The following is a 23,908-nucleotide window of genomic DNA, read 5'->3' as shown; positions in this document are numbered from 1 at the left end:
AAGTCTACGGGCGGGCCCGGTCACCTCGCGGTGTACCCGCCATCGACCACCATGACCGAGCCCGTGACCCAGCGCGACACCGGCGACAACAGATAGAGCGCCGCACCGGACACGTCCTCGACCGTGCCGAGGCCGAGCGGATGCGCCGTCTCGATCTCGCCCCAGGCCGCCGCGCCCACGGACGAGCGCAGCCGATCGGTCAGCGCCGTCTCGACGATGCCCGCGGCGATGCTGTTGACACGGACGCCCTCCCTGGCGAGTTCCAGCGCGAGCGACTTGCCGAGCGACGCGACAGCGGCCTTGCTCGCCGCGTACGCGCTCACACCGGCTTCGCCGACGAGGCCGACCGCCGACGACAGCAGGACGATGCTGGACGACTCGGCGCGCACCTTCGGGTGACGGAAGGCCTTGGCCAGCATGAGAGCGCTCGTGACGTTGATGTCGAACACGGCCGAGGTCTGCTCGGCGGTCGCGATCCGCAACGGAGCGGTCACATGGATCCCCGCCGCATGCACGAGTCCGTGCAGCGGGCCGAGCTCCGCGGCGATCCCGCGCAGCAGTGGAGCGATACCGGCGTGGTCGGTCAGGTCGAAGGGAGCCAGCAGGTGGCCGTCGCCGGCGAGCAGCCCGCGCGTCTCCTCCAGTTCGGCCTCTCGTCGTCCGATCAGCGCGACGCGCGCACCGTACCGGGCGAGGTCGATCGCCGTCTGGCGACCGATGCCCGACGTCGCGCCCGTGACGACGACCGCGCGGCCGTCGAGGCCGAGGAACTCGGCGGTGTCAGGCACCGGTACGGGTGAGGGCATGCAGATCGGCGACGGTCTTCGCGTTCGCAAGCTCGTCGGCGTCGATCGTCACGCCGGTGGCCTCGTCCACCTCCGCGATGAAGCTGATGTTCGCGAGCGAGTCCCAGCCCACCGCGTCCAGCTCATCGGTCAGTGCGACCTCGTCCACCTCGACCTCGAGAATCTCCGCCACCAGCTCCAAGAGCGCCTTCTCATCCATGCGTCGATCATATCCGCCGCCCTCCGCGTCGCCGGGGCTCCTCGCCGGTCGCAGTAGGGTCGGAGCATGAACGCGCCACACCCCACCGCCTCCACCCTCGCCCAGCAGCTGTCGGGCGAACTCGTCGGGCCGGATCGCGCCGTCACCGGCCTGGCGCCCCTCGGTGAAGCCGGCGACGGCGACCTGACGTTCGTGGTCGACCCCGTTGCTGCCACATCCGCCACCGCGGCGGCGCTGGAGGCCGGAGCCGTGGTCCTCGCGCCTGCCACTCTGCCGGACCACACCCGCACGGGTACCGCCGTGCTGGTGGAGAACCCGCGAGCGGCTTTCGCTCTGGCCGTCGCCGAGCACTTCGCCCGCAAGCCCGTTCCCGGCATCGCCGCGACCGCCCGCGTCGACCCGTCGGCCGAGGTGCACCCCGGAGCGCACGTCGGCGAGTACACGATCATCCGGGCCGGGGCCGTGATCGCCGACGGCGCCGAGATCCGCGATCACGTGGTGATCGGCCACGACGTTCGCATCGGAGCACACGCCCTGATCAAGAGCCACGCCGTGATCGGTGAGGAGGGCTTCGGGATGGAGCGCGACGCGAACGGCGACAACATCCGCATCCCCCACCTCGGCTCGGTCATCATCGACGCGCACGTCGAGGTCGGCAACTTCACCACGGTGTGCTCCGGCACGATCTCCCCCACGCGCGTCGGCGATCACACCAAGATCGATGACCACGTTCATGTCGCCCACAACTGCCGCATCGGGCGCAACGTGATCATCACGGCGTGCGCCGAGATCTCCGGCAGCGTCGTGATCGACGACGACGCCTGGATCGGCCCCAACGCCTCCGTCATCCAGGGGGTCACGCTGGGACGCAACTCGCTGCTCGGCATCGGCGCCGTCGCGGTCAAGTCCGTGCCGGACGACGAGATCCGCATCGGGAACCCCGCGCGTCGGCTCGGCGACAACAAGCGCTGAGTCGCGCCGACTCAGTAGTTCTCGGCCGGAACCTTCTCGAACCACCAGAACGGGTGGGTGAGCACCTGCACCACCGGCACCTTGCCGACCCACTCGGCGAAATGACCCTCGCGCCAGTTCCCGCTGCTGTCGCTCAGGTACTTCATGTTCGGCATCATGAACCGCGGCTCGTACGCGTGGTAGCGCACGGTGTCGGACCAGCGCTCGAGGAGCTCCGCCGCGAAGTCGAACCCGCCCAGACGCGCGGGCTCATGCAGGCTGAAGCCGCCCACCGGGCGCCCGACCGCCGTCTCGAACACCGTGCGCTGACGCTCGGCCCACTCGAAGTTGTCGCCACCGAGCACCTCGTTGATGCCGCCCTCGACGTGCAGCTGGACCTCGTGGCCGAGCTCCTCCATCTCACGGATCATCATCAGGGAGGGCAGACTCATCAGGCTGTAGCCGCGAGCGTGCACGCGCAGGAAGATGCTCGACGAGCAGCCCGCCTCCGCGTCGACCCGCGCGACCCGCATGGCCTGCTCGATGCTGTTGTCGATGTCGTGCCGCAGGATGAGGTGCTTCTCCTGTGGAGCGTCGAGGTACTTGTCGAAGCTCGTGACGGCGTACCCGTGGTCGAGGTAGGCATGAAGCGTCTCCGCGTAGTCCTTGAGCGAGAAGCCCTTCTTGCCCGGCTCTGACGAGGCCATCAATCCCACCGTTTCCCTTGGTCCCGGCCCACCCGAACGGGGCCGGGGCAACCTCGCCAATGATAGTCGGCCGCCGTCCGGCCGCCGTTCGGGCCCCTCGGTATACTGTCGGAATGAGTTCCTGTCCCCCGGAGAATGCACGCACGACGTGAACCGGAACAGACTCCCTCGCTGGGTGAACGCCACGATCGACCACATCGCCGACGCCCCGATGAGCCCCCTCGGCCGGATCGCCGCCCGGCGCTACGGGAAGCCGGTCCCCGGAGCCGCCGGAACCACCGTGTTCGACGACCGCCCTGTGCGCGTGCTCATCGCGCCCGTCAACTACTCGGGTCAGGCGTACGCGTGGAGCAGGGCTCTCGAGCGGCACTCGCTCCAGATCTCGGCTCGCACCATGGCGATCGAGGTTCCCGGAGGGTTCGACTACCCGTCCGACGTGATCGTGCCGATCCCGACCTACCACAACGACACCGCTTGGCAAAGGGAGCAGTTCGCGGCCGCTGCCGCCGCCACGCACGTCCTGATCGAGGCGGAAGAGCCCCCCTTCGGCAGACTCCTCGGTCGCTCCGTCTCCGCCCAGGCAGCGGCGCTCGGCACGCGCGGCGTGAACGTGGCCTACCTCGCCCATGGCACCGACGTGCGACTGCCGTCTCGCCACGTGCGCAGCAACCCGTGGTCGCACTACGGCGACCCCGAGGTCTACGCCGCCCGCGACGAAGCCGTAGCTGCGCGCAACATCGCGTTCCTGGAGGGCTGCGGACGCCCCGTCTTCGTATCGACGCCGGATCTGCGGGAGGACCTCCCGGCGGCCCGGTGGCTTCCCGTGACGGTCGACATCGCCCGCTGGGAGCGCCCCCGCGCGCCCCGGCGACCCGGCGCGCGTCTGCGAGTGGCCCACGCCCCCTCCGTGTCCGTCATCAAGGGCACGCATCTCATCCGCGACACACTCGAGCGCCTGCAGGCGGAGGGGGTCATCGACCTCGACCTCATCCAGGGTGTTCCCACGGCCGAGATGCCCGACCGATTCGCGAAGGCCGACGTCGTGATCGATCAGCTCCGGATCGGCTCGTACGGCGTCGCCGCATGCGAGGCGCTCGCGTCCGGCTGCATCGTCGTCGGGCACCTGAACGAAAGCGTCCGGGCGACGGTCCGCGACGAGACCGGAATGGAGCCGCCGATCGTCGAGGCCACGCCGGACACGATCGAGGCCGTGCTGCGCGGACTCGCCGCGCACGACGATCTCGACGCCCTCCGCGCACCCGGCGATGCCTTCGTCCGGGCCATTCACGACGGACGGCGCTCCGCCGACGTGCTCGACGAGGCGTGGCTGCACGTCACCCTCACCGATCCGCAAGAGGAGGACACCGATGCATCCCCGCGTTGAAGCCGCCTGGAAGCTCGTTCCGAAGCCCGTGCAGGACGCGATCGCGTCGACCGTCGACCGGGCGAAGGGCGTCACACCGCCCCCGCCGCCGCTGCCCGACCTCTCGCGCCCCCTCAGGATGCTCGTGGGGCCGGTGAACTACGCCGGACAGGGGTATCGGTGGTCGCGCGCGGCCGAGTCGACCGGCGAGGTGTCGGCGGTCAACTACGTGCACGAGGGCAACAACCCACTCCACTATCCGGCGGACTACACCGTCGCCTGGCGCACCGCGGAGCACTCGCGGGCCTGGCAGCGCTCCATGCTCGACACGATCGCGGCCAACTACACGCATGTGCTGATCGAGGCCTGCGTCCCGATCCTGGGCGGGATGTTCGCCGGCGACCTTCGCCGCCAGACCGCGCTGCTGCAGGAACTGGGCGTGCGCGTGGGCATCGTCGGCCACGGCACCGACGTGCGACTGCCCTCCACCCACCTGGAGTCGACGCCGTGGTCGCTGTTCGTCGACAGCGAGGACTGGGTTCCGTTCGATCTGGCGGAAAAGGCCGTGGCCGACAACCTCGCGGCGATCGCCGACCTCGACGTGCCGACGTTCGTGTCGACCGCCGGACTCCTGGTCGATCTTCCCCGCGCGCACTTCCTCGGCGTGGTGATCGACCAGGAGCAGTGGATCAACGACGAACCGCTCCTGCAGCGCGAACGCATCCGCGTCATCCACGCACCCACCAACCCCCACGTCAAGGGCACCCCGCTCATCGTGCCCACCGCGCAGAAGCTGCACGACGAGGGCCTCATCGAGTTCATCCAGCTCGACCGCGTGCCCAACCACGAGATGCCCGGCGTCGTGGCATCCGCCGACGTGGTGCTCGACCAGTTCCGCGTCGGTGACTACGGTGTCGCCGCGTGCGAGAGCATGACCGCCGGACGGGTCGTGCTCGCCCACGTCACGGACCAGGCGCGACGCGAGGTCGAGGGACACGCCGGCATGACCCTGCCGATCCCGGAGACCACGCCGGACACGCTCGAGCAGGTGTTGCGCGACATCACCGTCCGCCGCGACCACTACCGCTCCACCGCCGCGAACGGGAGGGAGTTCGTCCGTCGCCTGCACAACGGCGACTTCTCCCGCGCGCAGCTGATGACGCACTTCCTGTCGGCATGACCATGCGCCTCACGATCGTCTCGCGCATCTACCGCCCTGAGCCCGCGGCCGCGTCGTCCTTCCTGGGTGCCGTGGCCGACGAGGCCGTCGCCCGCGGGCACCGGGTCACCGTGCTCACCGTCCGCCCGCCGCGCGGCCTCGACGCGGGGACACCCGCCGAAGATGTGCGCATGGCCCCCGTGCTGCGCGATCGCAGTGGCTACGTGCGCGGCTACCTCCCGTACGCCAGCTTCGATGTGCCGCTGTTCTTCCGGCTCCTGTTCCTACGGCGTCCCGACGTCGTCTTCATGGAGCCGCCGCCCACCACCGGGTTCGTCGTGCGACTCGTGTGCGCGCTGCGGCGCATCCCCTACGTCTACGACGCCGCCGACGTCTGGTCGGACGCGGCGGAACAGGTGACCTCGTCTGGCCTCGTGATCCGGGTGCTGCGGGCGACCGAGCGCTTCGCCCTGCGCGGTGCCCGTCGCATCGTCACGATCTCGCAGGGTGTGCGGGATCGGATCAGGGCGCTCGGGGTCGACCGGCCGACGGTCGTCACCGGGTTCGGTGCCGACACGGACGCATTCCTCCCGCCCGCCGACGACGAGGCGGACGCGCCCACAGAGCCCGTGTTCCTCTACGCCGGCACCTACTCGCACTGGCACGGCGCCGATATCGCGGTCGACGGCTTCGCCGCGTTCCACCGCCGCACTCCCGGTTACACCCTGCGCTTCATCGGCAACGGCAGCGAGCGCGACTTCCTGGAGCAGCGCGCGCGAGAGCTCGGAGTGGCCGACGCCGTCGAGTTCGTCGAGACGATCCCGAGCAGCGAACTGGTCCCGCACCTGCACCGGGCGGTCGCGAGCATCGCCACGCAGCGGCCGGGCACCGGCTACGAGTACGCGTTCGCCACGAAGGCGTACTCGTCTATGGCCGCCGGCTGTCCCGTCATCTTCGCGGGACCACCGGAAGGTCCGACGGGCGCGTACCTCGACGACGCGAACACCGAGGTGCGCGGTGGAATCGTCAGCGGGTACGACGCCGAGTCCGTGGCAGCGGCGATGGCCGCCCTCGCGACGCACCCGCTCACGACAGCGGAACGGCGGAGCGTCGCCGCGTGGACCGCGGAACGGCACTCCCTGAGCGCCGTCGCCCGCCGCGTGGTCGATGTGATCGAGTCGGCGGACGACCCGAAGGAAGAGCGCTGACATGCGCGCACGGCTGAACGCGATCGCGGGGTGGATCATCCGGCATCGCTCGCGGCTTCCGCGCTGGGTCAACCGCGCCCTCGACTCGGCGGCACGCAACCCCGACGGCCTGATCGGTCGGCTCGCGCACCGTGCGCTCGGCGGTGGAGAGGCCCCCGTGGCCGTGGTGCCGGACGCGCCGCTGCGGGTGTTCATCGGACCGACGAACTACTCGGGCCAGGGTTACCGCTGGGCCCGCGCTCTGGAGCAGGCGGAGCCGGAGCTGGCCGCCCGGAACATGGAAGAGGTCCTGCCCGGCGGGCTCGCGTTCCCCGCGGACGTCCCGGTGCCCCTCGCCTCCACCTCGTCGCCGGAGTGGCAACAGGCCGAGTGGGAGTCCGTGAGCCGGTTCTCGCACGTGCTGATCGAGGCCGAGCGCCCGCTGTTCGGCCGGCTGTTCGACCGGCAGGTGCGCGCGGAGGTGGCGGCGTTGGAGGCCGCAGGGGCATCGGTGGCGTTCCTGTGTCACGGCACCGACATCCGCAGCCCCCGCGACCACGCGCGGCGTACCCCGTGGTCGCCCTACCCCGACGATCCGCGCACCGAGGTGCTGCAGGCCGATGCCGACGCCAATCTCGCGCTGTTGTCCGAGCTCCGCCGGCCGACGTTCGTGTCCACTCCCGATCTGCTGCTCGACGTCCCCTGGGGCACCTGGTGCCCCGTGGTCGTCGACACCGACCGCTTCCGGGGAGAACGCCCTGCCATGGACCGGGACCGGGTGCGGGTGATCCACTCCTCCACCTCGGTCGTGCAGAAGGGCAGTCACCTGATCGAGCCCGCGCTCGCGTCGCTCATCGCGAGCGGTGACATCGACTACGAACTCGTCACCGGCGTCAGCGCCGACCGCATGCCGGCGGTGCTCAACGACGCCGACATCGTGCTCGACCAGTTCCGTCTCGGCTCCTACGGCGTGGCGGCGTGCGAGGCGATGGCCACAGGGCGGGTGGTGGTCGGCCACGTGCTGCCCGAGGTCCGTCGCGCGATCGAGGATGAGGTGGGGCTTGCGCTGCCGATCGTGGAGGCCACGCCCGACACCCTTGGCGAGGTCGTCGCCGCACTGGTGTCCGACCGGGAGGCTGCGGCTGCCGCGGCCGCGGCCGGACCGGTGTTCGTGGCGTCGGTGCACTCCGGGCGGCACAGCGCCGCGGTCCTGCTCGACGGGTGGATCCGCGCCTCAGGCTGACGCGACCGCCTCACGCGTGCGACGGCGGGCGTCCCTGTCGTCCTTCCAGCGGCGCATGCGCTTCTCCATCGTGCGCTCGACGAAGGTGTGCAGGGCCCACGCGACCACCAGGTCGATCACGAACAGCACGGCGAACCAGAGCAGGTTGCTCCACGACGCGGGCTGGTAGCCGAAGACGCGCAACGCCACGTAGATGAAGGTCGCGTGCACGAGGTAGAAGGCGAACGACCACTCGCCCAGCCGCACCTGCCACTTCGACGCGAACCACAGCCGTCCGCCCCGCAGTGCATGCACCGCGAGCGAGACGATCGCGATGCCGCACGCGACCGTGAACAGCTCGTTGAGCATGCCGCTGATCGCCGGGGTCACGCTCCAGGTCGGGATGAAGCGCGCGGAGGCGTAGTGCGCCAGGATCACCGCCACGGGAGCGGCGACACCGATCAGCGGGTGGATGCGCGGTCGCCAGCCGGACCGGATGGCCCACGCGAGCGCCATGCCCAGGACGAACTCTGGAAGCCGCTGCACGGGCACCGGAAGCGCGGCGAGCCCGAGGTCGGGGGCGAACAGGACCAGCGCCCGGTAAACGAACGCGTATGCGACGACACCGCCGGCGAGCAGCAGCGCCCCGCGCTTGGCCATCGGCACCAGCACCCGGGAGATCCACGGGTGCAGCGCATAGAAGAAGGCCTCGCACGTGAGCGTCCACGCGGCGGGGTTACCGGAGAAGAGGATGGCGGGGTTGGACCACCACGCCTGGATCAGCACGACCGACAGCAGAAGGATGCCGAGGTCGAACGGCTTCAGGAAGCTCCCCTCTGGAACCGGCGCGAACGTGTAGAAGACGGGGATCGCGATCAGCAGCGCCACCATGTGCGACGGCCAGATGCGTGCGAAGCGACGCCAGTAGAAGGTCGAGGTCGGCACGTTCGGCCGTGCCGACCACGTCAGCACGAAACCGGAGAGCACGAAGAAGAATGTCACGCCCAGGTAGCCGTTCAGCAGCACCGACTGCACCGCTCCCGGCAGGGGTGCGAACACGTTCATGTGGTAGAGGAACACCGCGAAGGCGGCCCACCAGCGCAGACCGGTGAGGGAGTCGAGCCGCTGCGTCGGCTGAGCGAGGGTGGAGGCGGAGTGCACGCGACGAGACTCTCTGATCGGGGAAAGGGCTCCGGAAAGGATACCCGGCGCGACGCCGCCCCGCGTCTGCGCGCAACGCCCGCGATAGGATCGACGACATGCCGTCGCCCGACGTGGACGTGATCATCCCCGTGCACACGCCCGTTCGTCCCATCCGCCGCGCCGTTTCCTCCGTGCTCGCCACCGAGGCCGCCGTACGAGTGACCGTGGTCGCGCACAACACCGACCCCGGGGCGATCACCGCCAACCTCGGCGAGCTGGCCGCGCGGCCCGACGTGCGCGTCGTGACGCTGCAGGACGGCATCCCCTCCCCCGCGGGCCCGATGAACCACGGCATCGCGCTGGCCGAGGCGCCGTACTTCTCCGTCATGGGCTCGGACGACGAGCTGGAACCCGGGGCGATCGACTCGTGGCTCGCGGTGGCGCGGTCGACCGGCGCGACCACCGTCATCCCCCGCGTGCGCGTGGACGACGCGGCCGAGCCGACCCCGCCGCGGCGCCGCGGGCGGGTCAGAGAGCTCGACGTCGACAAGGACCGCCTGAGCTATCGCTGCATGCCGCTCGGTCTCATCGACCGGTCGCACTTCCCGGGCCTGCGCTTCACCCCCGGGCTCGAGTCCGGCGAAGACCTCGAGTTCACCGCGCGGCTGTGGTTCACCGGCACGCACATCGCCTACGACCGCACGGGGCCGGCGTACGTGGGCCACGACGATGCCGTGGACCGTGTGACCCGCATCGTGCGTCCTCTGTCGGCGGACTTCGCCTTCCTCGACATCGTGGCGGCCACACCGTGGTACCGGGAGGCTTCACGCGCCGCCCGACGGGCGTTCGGGGTCAAGAATCTCCGCGTGAACCTCATGGACGCGGTCGCCTCACGCCTGGATGCTCCTGGGGGCATCGCCGTCTACCGGGAGGAGCTGCTCGACATCGCCGCAGCGATCGAGCGGATGTCCCCGGGAGCCACCGCCCTGCTGTGTCGTGCCGATCGGAAGGTGCTACGGGAGCTCGAGTCGACCGAGCCATCTGCCGACCGGATCCGCGCCCACTTCTCGGCGCGCTGGGGCCGCGGACTCGACGCCCGCCTTGCCGCCAACCCGTTCCTCTCCCTGCATCGTCAGGCGCCCTACCGGACCCTGCGCGATATGGTCGCGTAGGCCCCGCGGTAGCATCGATCCGGTATGGAATCCCCACTCGTCGACGTCACGATCGCCGTCCACTCCGCCACCCGTCCCGTTGCGCGCGCCGTCGCCTCCGTCATCGAGGGCACGACCGCTCCGGTGCGCGTGACCGTCGTGGCGCACAACATCGACCAGGAGATCATCCGCGCCAACCTCGGCACCTGGGCGGAGCACCCGGCGGTCCGACTCCTCTCCCTCCGCGACGGCATCCCATCGCCCGCGGGCCCGATGAACCTCGGCATGGCGGAGGCCACTGCGAGGTTTCACGCCCTCCTCGGCTCCGACGACGAGTTCGCGCCAGGCGCCATCGACTCCTGGCTGGCGCTGCAGCGTGCGACGTCCGCCGAGGTCGTGATCGGCCGCATCCGGCTGATCACGGGCGGCCCCGACCCGTACCCGCCGGTGCGGGGTGGCCGGCGAACGACCGGGCTGAGCGCCGACCGCGACCGCCTGCACTATCGCAGCGCTCCCCTCGGCCTCGTCGACCGCGAGCGCTTCGGGAAGCTGCGCCTCACGGAGGGCCTCATCTCCGGGGAGGACCTGCCCTACAGCTCCGAACTGTGGATGACGGCGAAGAGCATCGCCTACGACCTGTACGGCCCGCCGTACATCGTCCATGACGATGCCGAAGACCGCGTCACCTCCGCTCCGCGTGACGTGGCGGCCGACTTCGCGTTCCTGCGCGTGATCGAGGAAGCGGACTGGTTCGCGAAAGCCTCGGCAGCCGATCGCCGCTCCCTGGCGGTCAAACTGCTCCGCATCCACTTCTTCGACGCCGTGGCCGCGCGCCTCGATACCCCGGGCATCGCCGCAGTCGCCGCCGAGCTCCTCGCCGTGGTCGACCGGGTCAGCGCGTGGGCTCCCGGCGTGCTGTCCGTGCTGTCGATCGCCGACCGCCGGGTCATCGACGAGCTGCGCCGCGACACCCCCGATCCCGAGCGCACTCGCGGCTTGCTCGGACGCCGATGGATCTACCTCTCCCCCGCCGCGCAGCTTCCTCGCAACCCCTTCCTGGCTCTGCATCGGCACGCCCCGTTCCGCACCCTTGCCGCCGGAGCTCGGTCGCAGCGAGAGGGGCAGCTGTGACCTCGGCCCCGCTGGTCGACGTCACGATCGCCGTCCATTCCGCCACCCGACCCGTCCGTCGCGCCGTGGCGTCCGTGCTCGAGGGCACCGCGTCGCCGGTGCGCGTGCTGGTGGTGGCGCACAACATCGACCCGGAAGTGATCCGCGGAAACCTCGGTGAGTACGCGGACGACGAGAGGGTGCGCCTGCTCGAGCTGCAGGACGGTGTGCGCTCCCCGGCGGGCCCCATGAACCTGGGGTTCGCCTCCTCGACCGCTCCGTTCGTCGCGCTGCTCGGCTCGGACGACGAGTTCGCCCCCGGCGCGCTCGACTCCTGGCTGCGAGTGCAGAAGCAGACCGGGGCCAGCGCCGTGATCCCGAAGATCACGATCGTGGGTCGTCACAACAACCCCCTCCCACCCGTGCGGAACGGTCGGCGCTCGCGGCGTCTCGACGCCGCGAAGGACCGCCTGTTCTACCGCAGCGCGCCGCTCGGCCTCATCGACCGCGAGCGCTTCGGCCATCTGCGCTTCACCGAGGGGCTCTCTTCCGGGGAGGACATCGCCCTCACCGGCGAGCTCTGGTTCCGCGGGCGCCACATCGCCATCGACATCGACGGCCCCTCCTATGTGGGGCATGAAGACGAGGGCGACCGCGTCACGTTCACGGCACGCCCCGTGCGCGAGGACTTCGCGTTCCTCGCCGAGCTGGAGACGGCACCCTGGTTCCGCGCCCTGGGTACCCGCGCCCGCACGGCAGCGGTCGTCAAGCTCCTGCGCATCCAGTTCCTCAGCGCGATCGGCGTCCGGGCCACCACGACGGAGGAGCTCGTCACGCACCAGGCTGAGCTGCGGGAGACCCTCGACCGGCTCGTGGCGCTCGCCCCCGGCGCTCTCCGGCTGCTGTCGCGAGTCGATCACCGCATCATCGACGAGGCGTTCTCCGCATCACCCGACGTGGAGCGGATCCGCGTTCTCGCGAACGACCGCTGGAACCAGCGGTCCCTGGGGGCGCTGCTCACGCCGAACCCGCTCTACTCCCTGCACCCGCAGGCCATGGCCCGGCTGTTCTTCGCCGCGAACCGCACCGACCGGATCGACTGACCCGGTCGGCACGGCCCAGGTCACGCCTTGCGCTCGAGCTCTCCGGCGAGTCCGGCCAGCAGCACCTGCTCGGCGAACGCGGGCAGCGAGGAGGCCACCTCCACGAACGTGCCCTGCGCGGCGATCACGCCCTCGTCCATGTAGCAGATGCGGTCGTAGTCCTTGATGGTCGACAGGCGGTGCGCCACCGAGATGAGCGTGACTTCACCCTGCAGCGACCGGATCGCCTTGGTGACCTCGTCCTCGGTCTTGGTGTCGAGGGAACTCGTCGCCTCGTCGAGCACCAGCACCAGCGGGTCCGTGTACAGGGCTCTCGCGATGCCGAGGCGCTGCTGCTGCCCACCGGACAGAGACACGCCTCGCTCGCCGATGCGCTCGTCGATGCCGTTGGCCCGTGAAGCCACCAGCGAGCTCAGCTGCGCCCGCTCCAGCGCGTACTCCACGCGGTCCCGGTCGATCTCGTCGGTCCAGGTGAGCGCGACGTTCTGCGCGATGGACGCGTCGAACAGCGCCACCCGCTGCGGCACGTAGCCGACGCGTCCGCGCCACTGTCGCAGCACGCTGGTGAGCGGATGCCCGTCGATCTCGATGTCTCCGGTGGTCGCCTGGCTCAGGCCGAGCAGCAGGTCGATCAGGGTCGACTTGCCCGCACCGGACGGACCGACGATGCCGAGGGAGCTGCCGAGCGGGATGTCGAGCGACAGTCCGCGGATGACGTCCTCGTCCGCGCCCGGGTACCGGAAGTGCACATCCTTCAGGCTCAGCAGCCGCGGGCTCTCCGCGAGCTCCGCCGTGTCGGCGGGCGTCTGCGAGACCTTCATGTCCTGCTCCGCGGCGGTGAGATCGCCGATGACGTCCTGCGCCGAGGGGATGCTCGCGACACCCTGCACGATACCGCCCTGGATCCCGCTGATCGCGGGGATCAGCCGGAAGCCGGTGGCCGTGAAGAGCGCCACGGAGGACAGCGCCGCCGCCAGGCCGCCCTGCCAGTACGAGACGCCGCCGATGATGACGACGCCGCCGATGAGGGCGGACTCGAACGCGAACGACGGCACGACACCGAGGAACGAGGCGTTGGCCCTGGCCCGCACGGAGTGGTGGCGGCTGTCCGTCACCAGCTGGGCGACGTCGGCGAGCCGGTTGCGGAGGCTGAGCTCCTTCAGGGCCTCCATCATCTCCGTCATCAGGATCGCGACGCGGTAGCTGTAGTTGCGGTTGACGGTGGCCGCCTCCAGCGACCGCTTCGTCACCACCTGGTGCACGATGATCGCCACCAGGATCAGGTACACCATCGCGATGAGCGCCGTGATCGGGTCGACCACGAGCAGCACCACGATGATCAGCACGAACGTGAAGATCGAGCTGGGCACGCGCATCAGCGGCAGCAGGAAGCCGGACATCGTATTGGCGATGCCGCCGTCCGCGATACGGGTGATCTCGGCGACCGTGCGCTTCGAGCGCTCCTCCCAGCTGGAGTTGATGTACGCCTTGAACATCCGGTCGCCGATCTCGAGCTCATAGCGCGCGAACCGGCGGGTGGCGAACCAGTGCAGCGTGACCGAGAGCACCGACTTGAGGATGATGAGCGCGCACGCACCGAGCACCAGCAGTGGCGTCATGTCCGGCGAGACCTCGCCGATCAGCGGGAGCCGCAGCGTCCCCCCGGCCAGCGCCGGTCCGATCACCACGGCCAGCAGCGACATCGCCACCACGTCGAGCGCGGTGATGAGTGTCGTGGCGATCATGTAGCCGACGAAGTACCGCTGCGCGCCAGTCGGGAGCAGCGGAAGGAGGTCCTTGAGGACCGGCCAGATGCGTTTCATGTTCTCGCGTTCAGAGTGCGACGGATACGCCGCTGGCGGCGGAGGAGAGAGCGCCCTCGACGACCTCGAGCGTGCGCAGGCCCTGCTCCATCGTGACGACGTCGTTCGGCTTGCCGAGAACCGCGTCGCGGAAGGCTTCGTGCTCGACGCGCAGCGGCTCGCGCTTGGCGAAGGAGAACCGGGTGATGTCCCCCTCGGACACGCCGCGGAACGCCAGCATCGACTCCCACTCGAGCGGGATGGTGCCGTTGGCGTAGAAGGTGAGGTCACCGGTGGCCGTGTCGGCGATGAACGTCCCGCGGTCGCCCGTGACGACCGTGATGCGCTCCTTCATCGGCGACAGCCAGTTCACGAGGTGATTGACGATCACGCCGTTGGCCAGCCGACCGGTCACCGTGATCATGTCCTCGTAGTCGCGCCCGCTCTTGTGCGCGGTCTGCGCGAACACCGTGGTGTACTCGCTCTGCGCGACCCAGCTCGTGAGGTCGATGTCGTGCGACGCGAGGTCCTTCGCCACGCCGACGTCCGCGATCCGGGCGGGGAACGTGCTCTGGCGACGCGTCGCGATCTGATAGACGTCACCGAGCTCGCCGGCCTCCAGGCGGCGGCGCATCTCCTGCAGAGCGGGATTGAAGCGCTCGACGTGGCCGACGGCCCCGACCAGCCCCTTCTCCGCGAACGCGTCCGTCATGCGACGCCCGGCCTCGAGGGAGTGCGCAATCGGCTTCTCCACGAGCGTGTGTACACCCGCGTCTGCGAGCTTGAGCGCGGCATCCTCGTGGAAGGCGGTCGGCACCGCGACCACGGCGATGTCGATGCCGGCGGCGATGAGCGCCTCGATGTCGGGCAGGATCTCGAGCTCGCCCGCCACCTTGTGCGGGTCACCGCCTGGGTCCGCGATCGCGACAAGGTCGATGCCCTCCACGTCCCGCAGCACGCGGGCGTGGTTGCGGCCCATCATGCCGACGCCGAGAAGCCCGGCGCGCAGAGTGGCCGCCATCAGGCGCCCGCCCCTGCGACAGCGTTCACCGCGGTGACGATGCGCTCGAGGTCGTCCTGGCTGAGCGACGGGTGTACCGGGAGCGAGGCGACCTCGCGTGCGGCGCGCTCCGTCTCCGGAAGGTCGAGGCCGGGTGCGAAGCGCGTGAGCGACGGCAGCCGGTGGTTCGGGATCGGGTAGTAGACGCCCGCGCCGACGTTGTGCTCGCTCTTGAGCGCCGCCACGAAGCCGTCGCGGTCCTCGGGCACGCGGATCGTGTACTGGTGATAGACGTGCACGGCGCCGTCGGCGACCGGGGGCACGACCACGCCGCGGAGGTTCGCGTCGAGGAAGGCCGCGTTCTGCTGGCGGGTCTTCGTCCACGCGTCGACCTTGTGCAGCTGCACCCGGCCGATCGCAGCGTGGATGTCGGTCATGCGGGCGTTGAAGCCGATGATCTCGTTCTCGTACTGCCGCTCCATACCCTGGTTGCGCAGGAGCTTGACCTGGCGGGCGATCTCGTCCGTGGCCGTGGTGACCATGCCGCCCTCGCCGCTGGTCATGTTCTTGGTCGGGTAGAGGCTGAACATCGCGAACTCGCCGAACGAGCCCACCGGGCGGCCGTCGAGCGAGGCGCCGTGGGCCTGCGCCGCGTCCTCGTACAGCGCGACCCCGCGCTCGGCGGCCAGCGCCTCGAGCTCCCGCATGCGGGCGGGGTGGCCGTACAGGTGCACCGGAAGGATGCCCTTGGTCTTGGGGGTGATCGCGGCGGCGACCGCCTCGGGGTCGAGCGTGAAGGTCTCCGGCTCGATGTCGACGAAGACGGGGGTGCCGCCGGTCAGCGCGACCGAGTTGCCCGTCGCGGCGAACGTGAAGGACGGCACGATCACCTCGTCGCCGGGACCGACTCCGGCGGCCAGCAGCCCGAGGTGCAGGCCGGCGGTGCCGGAGTTCACGGCCACAGACGGCCGTCCCGGCACGAAGTGCGCCGAGAACTCCTGCTCGAACGCCGCGACCTCGGGGCCCTGCGCGACCATGCCGCTGCGCAGCACCCGGTCGACGGCCTCGCGCTCTTCGTCGCCGATGATCGGCTTGGCGGGGGGAATGAACTCGCTCACACGGTCTCCTTGGTCAGTGTTCCGTCTGTCTCGGTGTAGCGTCCGCCGGTCGCGGGGCACACCCAGGTCTTGTCGTCGTCGCCGCGCGTGAGGGGCACGCCCGCTTCACCCACCCAGCCGATGCGTCGCGCCGGCACGCCGGCCACGAGCGCATAGGAGGGGACGTCCTTCACCACGACGGCACCGGCCGCCACGGTCGCCCACGCCCCGATCGTGACGGGCGCGACGCAGGTCGCACGCGCGCCGATCGAAGCGCCGCGCTCGATGGTGACGCCGACCGGCTCCCAGTCGTGCGCACTCTTGAGCGTGCCGTCGGCGTTGATCGCCCGCGGGTACGTGTCGTTCGTGAGCACCACGGCCGGTCCGATGAACACGCCGTCGCCGAGGCGGGCGGGCTCGTACACGAGGGCGTAGTTCTGCACCTTGCAGTTGTCGCCCATGACCACCCCGGTGCCGATGTAGGCGCCGCGGCCCACGATGCAGTTCTCGCCGAGCTGCGCATCCTCCCTCACCTGGGCCAGATGCCAGATCGAGCTCCCTGCTCCGATCTTCGCCTCGGGGGACACATCGGCCGAATCGACGATTCTGACGTCGGTCGGTGAGGGCATGCGGGATTCTCCTCGCGGCTCGGGAAGGGGACTCGGTCATCCTATCTGCTCGCTCAGGCGATTCCTGAGAGGATAGGGGTGTGACCAGCCCAGCCACTCCCGACCCGCATACCTGGGTTGTCGTCCCGTTGTACAACGAAGCAAGCGTCATCGCCGGCGTGATCGCAGGGGTTCTCCCCCACTTCCCGAACATCGTGTGCATCGACGACGGCTCGACCGACGGCTCCCTCGAGGTGGCGCGACGCGCCGGCGCGCACATCGTCGAGCACCCGATCAACCTCGGACAGGGCGCGGCACTCCAGACCGGGATCGAGTACGCGCTCGCCCAGCCGGGGTGCGAGTACATCGTGACGTTCGACGCCGACGGCCAGCACCGTATCGACGACGCGGTAGCGATGGTCGCTGCGGCGCGTGCCAGCGGGGCGGCGATCGTGTTCGGCTCGCGCTTCCTCGACGACCGCACGAACCCGGGGTGGATGAAGCGCGTCATCCTGAAGACCGCGGTGTGGGTGACCAACATGACCACGAGCGTCAAGCTCACCGACGCGCACAACGGCCTGCGCGTGATCCGTGCCGACGCTGCCGCGCGTCTCCAGCTCAAGCAGGACCGGATGGCGCACGCGACCGAGATCGTGCTGCAGCTCGGCGACACCGGCCTGCCGTGGATCGAGCACCCGGTCGAGCTGCTCTACACCGACTACTCCAAAGCGAAGGGCCAATCGGTGCTCAACTCCGTCAACATCCTCGTCGACCTGATCGTGCGGTGAACGCCATGTGGATCCAGATCCTTCTCATCGCCGCCGTCATCGCGATCGGCGCCGTGTTCATGCGTCGCACCGGCGCGGACAGCCACCTGGCGATCCGCCGCCTGCTGTACGGCGGTTTCGTGCTCGTGGCGATCGTGTCGATCCTGTTCCCGCAGTGGCTCACCTGGGTCGCGAACCTCGTGGGCGTCGGGCGAGGCACCGACCTCCTGCTGTACGCGCTCGTCGTCATCTTCATGGTGTTCGTCTACACGCAGTCCAGGAAGAACGCCGCCCAGCAGCGCAGCCTCACCCTGCTCGCGCGCAAACTGGCGCTGCTGCAGGCTGCCCAGGATCCGCAGGAAGACGCCCATCGCGCCACCACCGATGGCGGCAGCACGGACGACTAGTCGCAGGCGGTGATCCGCCAGAGGCTCGCGTCGCCCTCCGACGCGATCTTCTCGAAGCCCGGGCGGTCGTCGAAGTCCGTCATCCCGGGCATCAGATACTCGCCAGGACCGGTGCCGCCGATCCCGAAGTCCAGCACGTAGTCCGGATCGCCGTAGAGGGCGAGGGCCTCGCACACCGCAGGGTCCTCCGCCGCATCGCGCAGGTGAGCCGCGATCAGATCCCAGGCGGTCGACTGCGGCGGCGCCCATGTGCGCGGAACGATGTCGCGTTCCCCCAGCACGTATGCGAAGCCTGCCCCGGTCGAAGGGTTCGCGATGATCAGGGAATCCCGCGAGATGAGGTCCGGCAGTTCGTTCAGCAGACGGTACTCGTCGTCGGACAGGTAGCTGTCGCCGTTCATCGCGTAGCGCGACTGCTCATCCGTCTCGTCCGCGACCCGCAGCAGGACGACCGGCGAGAGAGCGACGTTGACCACGCCTACGAGAGCGACGATGACGAGGGAGACCAGAGCGACCAGGTCGCGGCTCCCCCGCGTGAGCCGGGGCAGCGCCGCCGCCACCAGGCGCACGATCATGGCCAGCCCGAACGCGGCGAGCGGCACGACGACAATCGGCACCATCGCTGCGAGACGGAAGGAGTCGCCGTACCAGGGTCCGGTGAGGGCGCGCTTGATGATCGGCAGGTCGGTGCCGACGCTGATGACGTAGAGCAGCGAGAAACCGGCCCAGCCGATCACCAGCCACCGCAGTCGGCGGTCGCGCACGGCGGCGATCAGGCCGGCAAGCAGCAGCACGCTCATCCCCCACGCCGGTGGCAGCAGCGAATGGCTGTTGACGAGCACGTCGGCGACCGCGCCGAACACGCTGCGGTACGACCGCCACAGCACAGGACCGGCGAGGTAGGCCAGGAGGAGCCAGACGACGGCGACCGCGGCCCAGCCGACCACGATCACGCTCCACCGCAGCAGCGGGCGCGCGCCGGGACTGCGGATACCCAGCAGCAGGCTGCCCGAGAACCACAGCATCACCAGCGCACCCCACGTCAGCACCGACGACGGCTGCGCCAGGGTCGCGGCCACCACGGCGAAGACGGCCGCCACCCCCGGCCCCGAGGCCAGGAGCAGGCGGTCGCCACGGCGGGCACCGCGCCACGACCGCACGGCGAGGATCGTGAGCGCGACCGCTGCGGGCACGACGGCGAGCGACAGAGCGTACGGGTACAGCACGCCCCACTCGAACATGAGCTGAGGGAACGCCATCAGTCCGGCCGACAGCCCGGCGGCCAGAGCCGTGACGAGCACGTCCCCGCGACCGACGACGTGCGCGAGCAACGCCACGCTGAGCGGCCACACCACCGCCGCGATCACGAGGGCCACCATGTTGGCGGCGATCGGGATGGAGCCGGTGTCGAACACGACCAGAGAGGTCATGGCGTGCCAGGCCGCCGGATAGAACGTGGTTCCCCCCAGGAGCCCGGAGAGATCGAGCGACGAGACCGTCCCCGACTCCGCGGCCCAGCGCAGCGCGTTCAGGTGGAAGACGGCGTCGTTCGTCTGGGAGATCGCGGTGGGGACGCCGATGTACGTCATCAGTCGGGCGGCGTTGAGCCCTCCACCGACCACGAGTCCGGCGGCCAGGAGCCAGAGCTCACGCGGGTGGCGCCGCGGCGCTACGACCGGACCGCGACCTCGGCGCACGAGCAACGACACCGCGAACGCGACCGCCGCGAGGACCACGACGCCCCCGCCGGCGGCGAGCAGCCCCCACCGCACGCCCAGGAACGGGAAGACGATGGCGAGGAGAGCGAGCACACCCACAGAGATGCTCGGTGCCGCAGCCCAGAGCGTCAGCCCCCGCAGCCGGAGCGCCGCGCCGAGGAGGAGTCCCGGAACGAAGAAGACGAGAAGCGCCAGGACGAACAGCCCCGACTGCGCGAACCAGTCGCCGATCATTCGTCGACCAACGCGATCGCGCCCTCGATCTCGCCGTCGTACACGACCTCTCCCTTGTTGATCACCACGCCTCGGGTGCAGAGCTCACGCACCATCTCCATGTCGTGGCTCACGACGACCAGGGTCTTCTTCTGGGCGATCAGCTCGCCGAACTTCTGTCGGCACTTCTCCCGGAACGGGGCGTCGCCGACCGAGAGGATCTCGTCGACGAGCAGAACGTCGAGCTCCACATGGATCGCCACGGAGAACGCGAGGCGCATGAACATGCCGGACGAGTAGTGCTTGACCTCCTGGTCGATGAACTGCTCGATCTCGCTGAACGCGACGATCTCGTCGTAGCGCTCCTCGATCTCCTTGCGCTGCATGCCGAGGATCGCCGCGTTGAGGAACACGTTCTCGCGGCCGGACAGCTCCGGGTGGAAGCCCGCGCCCACCTCGATGAGACCCGCGACCCGTCCTCGGGTCAGCACCTCCCCCGCGTCGGGTTCCATCACGCCGGAGATCAGCTTCAGGAGCGTCGACTTGCCGGAGCCGTTCAGGCCGAGGATCGCGACGGACTCCCCCTCGTTGATGACCAGGTCGAGGCCCTTGAGCGCCTCGAAGGTGCTGGAGGTCTTGCGACGCCGGATCCAGGCGACCACGGTGTCTTTGAGCGACAGCGCGTGGTTGAGCGTGAAGTTCTTGCGCACACCGTCGACGACGATGCTCGGGCGGGGGGCGATGGCGGTACTCATAGGTCCTGCGCGAACCTTCCCTCGAGACGACGGAACACCAGCTGGCCGATCAGCAGCGTGCCCAGGGCGATCAGGAACGTCCACAGCGTGTTCCACCCGAGATCCGGTGGCAGCGCCATCGCGGTGTCGGTGACCGGACGCCAGAACGCGTAATGGAAGAGCTCGACGCCCTGAGTGATCGGGTTCAGCAGATACAGCTCGAGCATCCAGTCCGGCCAGCCCAGTGTGCGGACGGCCTCCTGCACCATGGTCCAGGCGTACAGCACGGGAGAAGCCCAGGTCGCGAGCAGCAGCAGCAGTTCGACGATGTTCTCGGCATCGCGGAAGCGCACGTTGATCGCCCCGAAGAAGAGACCGAGACCGAGGGCGAACAGGGTGACGATCACGATCCCGGCCAGCGCGGCCAGCACCGACAGCACGGTGATCCCGGGGATCCAGCCGAGGAAGAGGCACACGATCAGCAGCAGAGCCAGCTGCGGCAGGAAGTGGATGAACGCCACGAGCACCGCGGACACGGCGAACAGCTGGCGCGGGAGGAACACCTTCCGCACCAGCGGGGCGTTGTTCACGATCGACGTGGTCGCGTTCTTGAACGCCTCCGAGAAGAGATTGATCACGACGATGCCGGAGAACAGGTAGACCGGATAGCTCGAGATGTCGCGGTTCAGGCTGAGGAACAGGCCGAGCACGACCCAGAACACGAGAAACTGCGCGCCGGGACGCACGTAGGACCAGGTCCAGCCGAGCACCGAGTTGCGGTAGCGGGTGGTCACTCCGGTACGCACCAGGAGGTACAGCAGATACCGCCAGCGCACCACATCGATCAGACCGCGACTCGTGCCGGGGGTGTCGAAGGAGGAACGCGGGACGACGGCGAAAAGATCTCGGGTATCTGTCACGGCCCCACTCATTCAGCTGCGGCGGCGGTCGCCGCGGCGCACTTCAGTATCCTATGGCACCCGTCCGAGAGCCTTCACGGCACGCGCTCAGCCGAGTGCGGTGAGCGTGTTCCAGCCGTTCCCGATCACGCCGCTGGCGCCCCAGCCCCCACGCCCGTCGCCGCGGAACAGGTACAGGTTGCCGTTGGTGTGCCGCCCGAGAAGATCGGACGTGCCGTCGCCGTCGAAATCGCCGGGGCTGAACAGGGCGTTGAAGCCACCCCAGCCGACGCCGATCTGGCGCGGGGTCCCCCAGCCGCCCGTGCCGTTGGTCGGATAGACCCACAGGCGCGCGTCCGTCGTGCGCATGATGAGGTCCGACCGGCCGTCGCCGTCGAAGTCGCCGCCGTTGACCGCCATGTCGAAGCCACCCCAGCCGTAGCCGATCTGGATGGCCTGGCTGGCCCACCCGCCCTTGCCGTCACCGCGGTAGTACACGAGGTGGCCGGCGGAGTTCCGCGCGATCATGTCGGTGTTGCGGTCGCCGTCGAAGTCGATCCCGCCCACGAGCAGGGTGTGCGCCTGCCAGCCGTTGCCGATCACGACCGGCTGACCGTATCCACCCGCGACACCGGGGATCAGCCAGAGCCGCCCGTCCGGCGTGACCCGGCCGAGGTCCCGGTAGCCGTCGCCGTTGAAGTCGCCCATGGGGATGAGGCGGTCACCCGCGGTCCAGCCGGAGCCGATCTGCTTGGAGCCGCGCCAGGCTCCGGCACCGTTCCCGCGGTAGAGGTTGAGGTTTCCCTCCGGGGTGAGGCCGAGCACGTCGGGCCCGCCGTCACGGTCCACGTCTCCGACACCCGACGGCATGGCCCTGGGCTTGGTGACGAGGTCGCCGGAGCCCGTCAGCGACGAGAAGATCTGCCAGCCGTTGCCGATCTTGCCGCTCGACGTGATCGCCCCTCGGCCGTCGCCCGGGTACATGTAGAGGTCGCCGTTGGCGGTGCGCCCGGCCACGTCGGTGACACCGTCTCCGGTGAAGTCGCCCGGGACGAAGATCGCGGTCATGCCGCCCCAGCCCTGGCCGAGCTGGCGGGATCCGGCCCACCCACCGCCGCCGTCACCGTAGTAGGCGAAGAGGCGACCGGCGCTGTCCCGGCCGATGAGGTCGGGGTTGCCGTCTCCGTTGAGGTCGATGTTGCCGACGAGCATGTTCATCCCCGCCCAGCCCCAGCCGACGCGGATCCCGGGCAGGAGGCCGCCCTTGTCGTTGCCGCGCCAGAGCATCAGGTCGCCGTTCTTCGCGGTCGTGAGCACGTCGGGGATGCCGTCGCCGTCCAGGTCGCCCGCCGCGGTGGAGAGCACCACGCCGCTCCAGTCGAGGTTCAGCGACTGCGGTGCCGAGAAGCTGGCGCCGCTGCCGCGCATGACGGAGACGCCGTTGCCCTGGCGGATGACGAGGTCGCGCGTGCCGCTGCCGTCGAGGTCGCCGACCACCATGGCCGCGGTCACTCCGGTCAGGCCGCTCGCGAGCTGCTTGCGGTTGCCCCACGTGTTCTTCGCGAAGGGGTATCCCCACAGCACGCCGGCGCTGTCGACGCCGACCATGTACGACGAGGAGCTCACCGACGCGAGGGTCGGGACCTGCGGGGCCTGCGTGGAGCCGAACCAGTCGGTGAAGTAGTTGTAGAAGTTGCGGTTGCCGTAGGCGGAGCAGCCGTCGCCCTCGCCGTATCCGGCGCGCAGCGCAGCCGCGTTCGGCTGGTAGGGCGTGTAGTAGTAGAGCGCCGACGTCGCCTTGTTCGCGATGTAGACCGGCGAGGAGCCGCACGCGCGGTTCGGGTTGAACAGGATGTTCCAGGTGCGACCGGGCGCGTAGTACTGGAACCACTTGCCCTCCATATAGATCTGCATCTGACGCGCGGCGCCGTAGATCTGGTGGAAGAAGCCGATGTACTGCGGGTCGCACGGAGCGTCGTCCGGGCAGCCCTGCCCCAGGGCGATGTCGTAGCGTCGCGCGCTCGGCCACGTGTGCGTCACGAGGCTCTGCTCCTTCTGGAGCATGACGATCAGGACCTGCGGGTTGATGCCGCACGACTGCGCGGCGCGGTAGATGATGCGCGCGGCGCTCTCATTCGCCGCGCCCGTGTAACCGTCGCAGTACTGGTCCGCAGCACGGGTGACCGTGTTCATCTTGAAGTCTTTGATGCAGACGATCGGTCGGCCGGTCTCGTCCACGCCCCCGAGGCAGCGGGTTACCTTCGCGTTGAAGAAGGCCTGGATCTGCGCTTCCGTCATCGTGTCCTTGTTGGTGAACACGGCGTCGCTGATGATGTTGCCCGGCGTGAAGCCGGCGAGCGTGCTCTTCGCGATCCCCGATTGCGCCGGTGAACCGACCGCGCGGGCGACGGGCGCGGAGGCGGAAGCGGCGGCCGTCGCGGCGGTGGCCGGCACGACGGTGCCGACGAGGAGGGCGGAGACGGCGAGGAAACAGGTGAGGAGTCGGGTGGTCCTCAGGGTGTTTCGCGAGCGTGGGGCACGTCGAGACATGTGACCAGTGTG

22 protein-coding genes are annotated in these 23,908 nt (G+C 69.6%); 10 read left to right on the top strand and 12 right to left on the bottom strand.

The genetic code is table 11. The features are described 5' to 3' along the window. Nucleotides 1-20: 20 nt before the first annotated feature. Together KE274_RS16015 and KE274_RS16010 are read right to left on the bottom strand one after the other, a co-directional pair. On the bottom strand, nucleotides 21-788 hold the full coding sequence (locus KE274_RS16015) for an SDR family NAD(P)-dependent oxidoreductase (RefSeq protein WP_307872236.1): 768 nt from the start codon (nucleotides 786-788) through the stop codon (nucleotides 21-23). Further along, a complete protein-coding gene (locus KE274_RS16010) occupies nucleotides 781-1,005 on the bottom strand; it encodes an acyl carrier protein (protein ID WP_211545540.1) in 225 nt (74 codons plus the stop codon). The genes KE274_RS16015 and KE274_RS16010 overlap by 8 nt, the downstream gene beginning before the upstream one ends. 66 nt (nucleotides 1,006-1,071) lie before the next feature. Here KE274_RS16010 and KE274_RS16005 point away from each other — a divergent pair, with 66 nt between their 5' ends. Continuing rightward, nucleotides 1,072-1,977, top strand: coding sequence for an LpxD N-terminal domain-containing protein (locus KE274_RS16005; protein ID WP_211545539.1), 906 nt, complete (start codon nucleotides 1,072-1,074; stop codon nucleotides 1,975-1,977). A gap of 11 nt (nucleotides 1,978-1,988) precedes the next feature. Here the strand turns inward: KE274_RS16005 and KE274_RS16000 are convergent, their stop codons facing one another. Continuing rightward, on the bottom strand, nucleotides 1,989-2,663 hold the full coding sequence (locus KE274_RS16000; RefSeq protein ID WP_211545538.1) for a GCN5 family acetyltransferase: 675 nt from the start codon (nucleotides 2,661-2,663) through the stop codon (nucleotides 1,989-1,991). Nucleotides 2,664-2,838: 175 nt separating this feature from the next. On the opposite strand from KE274_RS16000, the gene KE274_RS15995 reads away from it, so the two are divergent. From KE274_RS15995 to KE274_RS15980, 4 genes are read left to right on the top strand one after another with little or no spacing between them, the layout of a single operon-like run. Next, nucleotides 2,839-4,047 carry a glycosyltransferase gene (locus KE274_RS15995; RefSeq protein ID WP_211545537.1) on the top strand — a complete coding sequence of 403 codons (1,209 nt, stop codon included), beginning with the start codon at nucleotides 2,839-2,841 and terminating at the stop codon, nucleotides 4,045-4,047. After that, nucleotides 4,031-5,206: a glycosyltransferase gene (locus tag KE274_RS15990; RefSeq protein WP_211545536.1), complete on the top strand. Its 1,176-nt coding sequence runs from the start codon at nucleotides 4,031-4,033 to the stop codon at nucleotides 5,204-5,206. Before KE274_RS15995 ends, KE274_RS15990 begins: the two co-directional genes overlap by 17 nt. After that, nucleotides 5,203-6,393 (top strand): glycosyltransferase, encoded by a 1,191-nt coding sequence (locus KE274_RS15985; protein WP_211545535.1) that lies wholly within the window; start codon nucleotides 5,203-5,205, stop codon nucleotides 6,391-6,393. The genes KE274_RS15990 and KE274_RS15985 overlap by 4 nt, the downstream gene beginning before the upstream one ends. A 1-nt stretch (nucleotide 6,394) precedes the next feature. Further along, a complete protein-coding gene (locus tag KE274_RS15980) occupies nucleotides 6,395-7,615 on the top strand; it encodes a hypothetical protein (RefSeq protein ID WP_211545534.1) in 1,221 nt (406 codons plus the stop codon). Here the strand turns inward: KE274_RS15980 and KE274_RS15975 are convergent. Next, on the bottom strand, nucleotides 7,607-8,755 hold the full coding sequence (locus KE274_RS15975; protein ID WP_211545533.1) for an acyltransferase family protein: 1,149 nt from the start codon (nucleotides 8,753-8,755) through the stop codon (nucleotides 7,607-7,609). The genes KE274_RS15980 and KE274_RS15975 overlap by 9 nt on opposite strands. A 98-nt stretch (nucleotides 8,756-8,853) precedes the next feature. Here KE274_RS15975 and KE274_RS15970 point away from each other — a divergent pair, with 98 nt between their 5' ends. Genes KE274_RS15970 through KE274_RS15960 form a run of 3 tightly spaced genes read left to right on the top strand, consistent with a single transcriptional unit; the run spans nucleotide 8,854 to nucleotide 12,101 of the window. Next, nucleotides 8,854-9,909 carry a glycosyltransferase family 2 protein gene (locus KE274_RS15970; RefSeq protein ID WP_211545532.1) on the top strand — a complete coding sequence of 352 codons (1,056 nt, stop codon included), beginning with the start codon at nucleotides 8,854-8,856 and terminating at the stop codon, nucleotides 9,907-9,909. 24 nt (nucleotides 9,910-9,933) lie between these two features. After that, nucleotides 9,934-11,019: a glycosyltransferase family A protein gene (locus KE274_RS15965; RefSeq protein WP_211545531.1), complete on the top strand. Its 1,086-nt coding sequence runs from the start codon at nucleotides 9,934-9,936 to the stop codon at nucleotides 11,017-11,019. Further along, the gene (locus KE274_RS15960) at nucleotides 11,016-12,101 is read left to right on the top strand and encodes a glycosyltransferase (RefSeq protein WP_211545604.1); all 1,086 of its coding nucleotides are present in this window, start codon (nucleotides 11,016-11,018) and stop codon (nucleotides 12,099-12,101) included. Before KE274_RS15965 ends, KE274_RS15960 begins: the two co-directional genes overlap by 4 nt. A 20-nt stretch (nucleotides 12,102-12,121) precedes the next feature. On the opposite strand, the gene KE274_RS15955 is transcribed toward KE274_RS15960, so the two are convergent. Genes KE274_RS15955 through KE274_RS15940 form a run of 4 tightly spaced genes read right to left on the bottom strand, consistent with a single transcriptional unit; the run spans nucleotide 12,122 to nucleotide 16,629 of the window. Then, nucleotides 12,122-13,924 carry an ABC transporter ATP-binding protein gene (locus tag KE274_RS15955; protein WP_211545530.1) on the bottom strand — a complete coding sequence of 601 codons (1,803 nt, stop codon included), beginning with the start codon at nucleotides 13,922-13,924 and terminating at the stop codon, nucleotides 12,122-12,124. A 10-nt stretch (nucleotides 13,925-13,934) separates the two neighbouring features. After that, nucleotides 13,935-14,924 carry a Gfo/Idh/MocA family protein gene (locus tag KE274_RS15950; protein ID WP_211545527.1) on the bottom strand — a complete coding sequence of 330 codons (990 nt, stop codon included), beginning with the start codon at nucleotides 14,922-14,924 and terminating at the stop codon, nucleotides 13,935-13,937. Beyond that, nucleotides 14,924-16,021, bottom strand: coding sequence for a DegT/DnrJ/EryC1/StrS family aminotransferase (locus KE274_RS15945; RefSeq protein ID WP_211545526.1), 1,098 nt, complete (start codon nucleotides 16,019-16,021; stop codon nucleotides 14,924-14,926). The genes KE274_RS15950 and KE274_RS15945 overlap by 1 nt, the downstream gene beginning before the upstream one ends. Beyond that, the gene (locus KE274_RS15940; RefSeq protein ID WP_211545524.1) at nucleotides 16,018-16,629 is read right to left on the bottom strand and encodes an acyltransferase; all 612 of its coding nucleotides are present in this window, start codon (nucleotides 16,627-16,629) and stop codon (nucleotides 16,018-16,020) included. The genes KE274_RS15945 and KE274_RS15940 overlap by 4 nt, the downstream gene beginning before the upstream one ends. 80 nt (nucleotides 16,630-16,709) lie before the next feature. On the opposite strand from KE274_RS15940, the gene KE274_RS15935 reads away from it, so the two are divergent. Then, nucleotides 16,710-17,396 carry a glycosyltransferase family 2 protein gene (locus KE274_RS15935; RefSeq protein WP_211545522.1) on the top strand — a complete coding sequence of 229 codons (687 nt, stop codon included), beginning with the start codon at nucleotides 16,710-16,712 and terminating at the stop codon, nucleotides 17,394-17,396. Nucleotides 17,397-17,401: 5 nt separating this feature from the next. Further along, entirely contained in the window at nucleotides 17,402-17,782 is a 381-nt protein-coding gene (locus KE274_RS15930; protein ID WP_211545520.1) for a DUF2304 domain-containing protein, read from the top strand. On the opposite strand, the gene KE274_RS15925 is transcribed toward KE274_RS15930, so the two are convergent. The 4 genes from KE274_RS15925 to KE274_RS15910 form a co-directional block, all read right to left on the bottom strand. Then, the gene (locus KE274_RS15925; RefSeq protein ID WP_211545518.1) at nucleotides 17,779-19,734 is read right to left on the bottom strand and encodes a DUF6541 family protein; all 1,956 of its coding nucleotides are present in this window, start codon (nucleotides 19,732-19,734) and stop codon (nucleotides 17,779-17,781) included. The genes KE274_RS15930 and KE274_RS15925 overlap by 4 nt on opposite strands. Continuing rightward, a complete protein-coding gene (locus KE274_RS15920) occupies nucleotides 19,731-20,468 on the bottom strand; it encodes an ABC transporter ATP-binding protein (protein ID WP_136029927.1) in 738 nt (245 codons plus the stop codon). The genes KE274_RS15925 and KE274_RS15920 overlap by 4 nt, the downstream gene beginning before the upstream one ends. Continuing rightward, entirely contained in the window at nucleotides 20,465-21,379 is a 915-nt protein-coding gene (locus KE274_RS15915) for an ABC transporter permease (protein WP_211545516.1), read from the bottom strand. Before KE274_RS15915 ends, KE274_RS15920 begins: the two co-directional genes overlap by 4 nt. A 75-nt stretch (nucleotides 21,380-21,454) precedes the next feature. Beyond that, a complete protein-coding gene (locus tag KE274_RS15910) occupies nucleotides 21,455-23,896 on the bottom strand; it encodes an FG-GAP repeat domain-containing protein (protein WP_211545514.1) in 2,442 nt (813 codons plus the stop codon). Nucleotides 23,897-23,908: the final 12 nt, after the last annotated feature.

It is taken from the genome of Microbacterium paraoxydans, from assembly GCF_018224615.1.
Lineage (GTDB): Bacteria > Actinomycetota > Actinomycetes > Actinomycetales > Microbacteriaceae > Microbacterium > Microbacterium paraoxydans_B.
The sequence above is the reverse complement of the archived record's forward strand: the minus strand, read 5'-3'. Positions and strand labels throughout refer to the sequence as shown.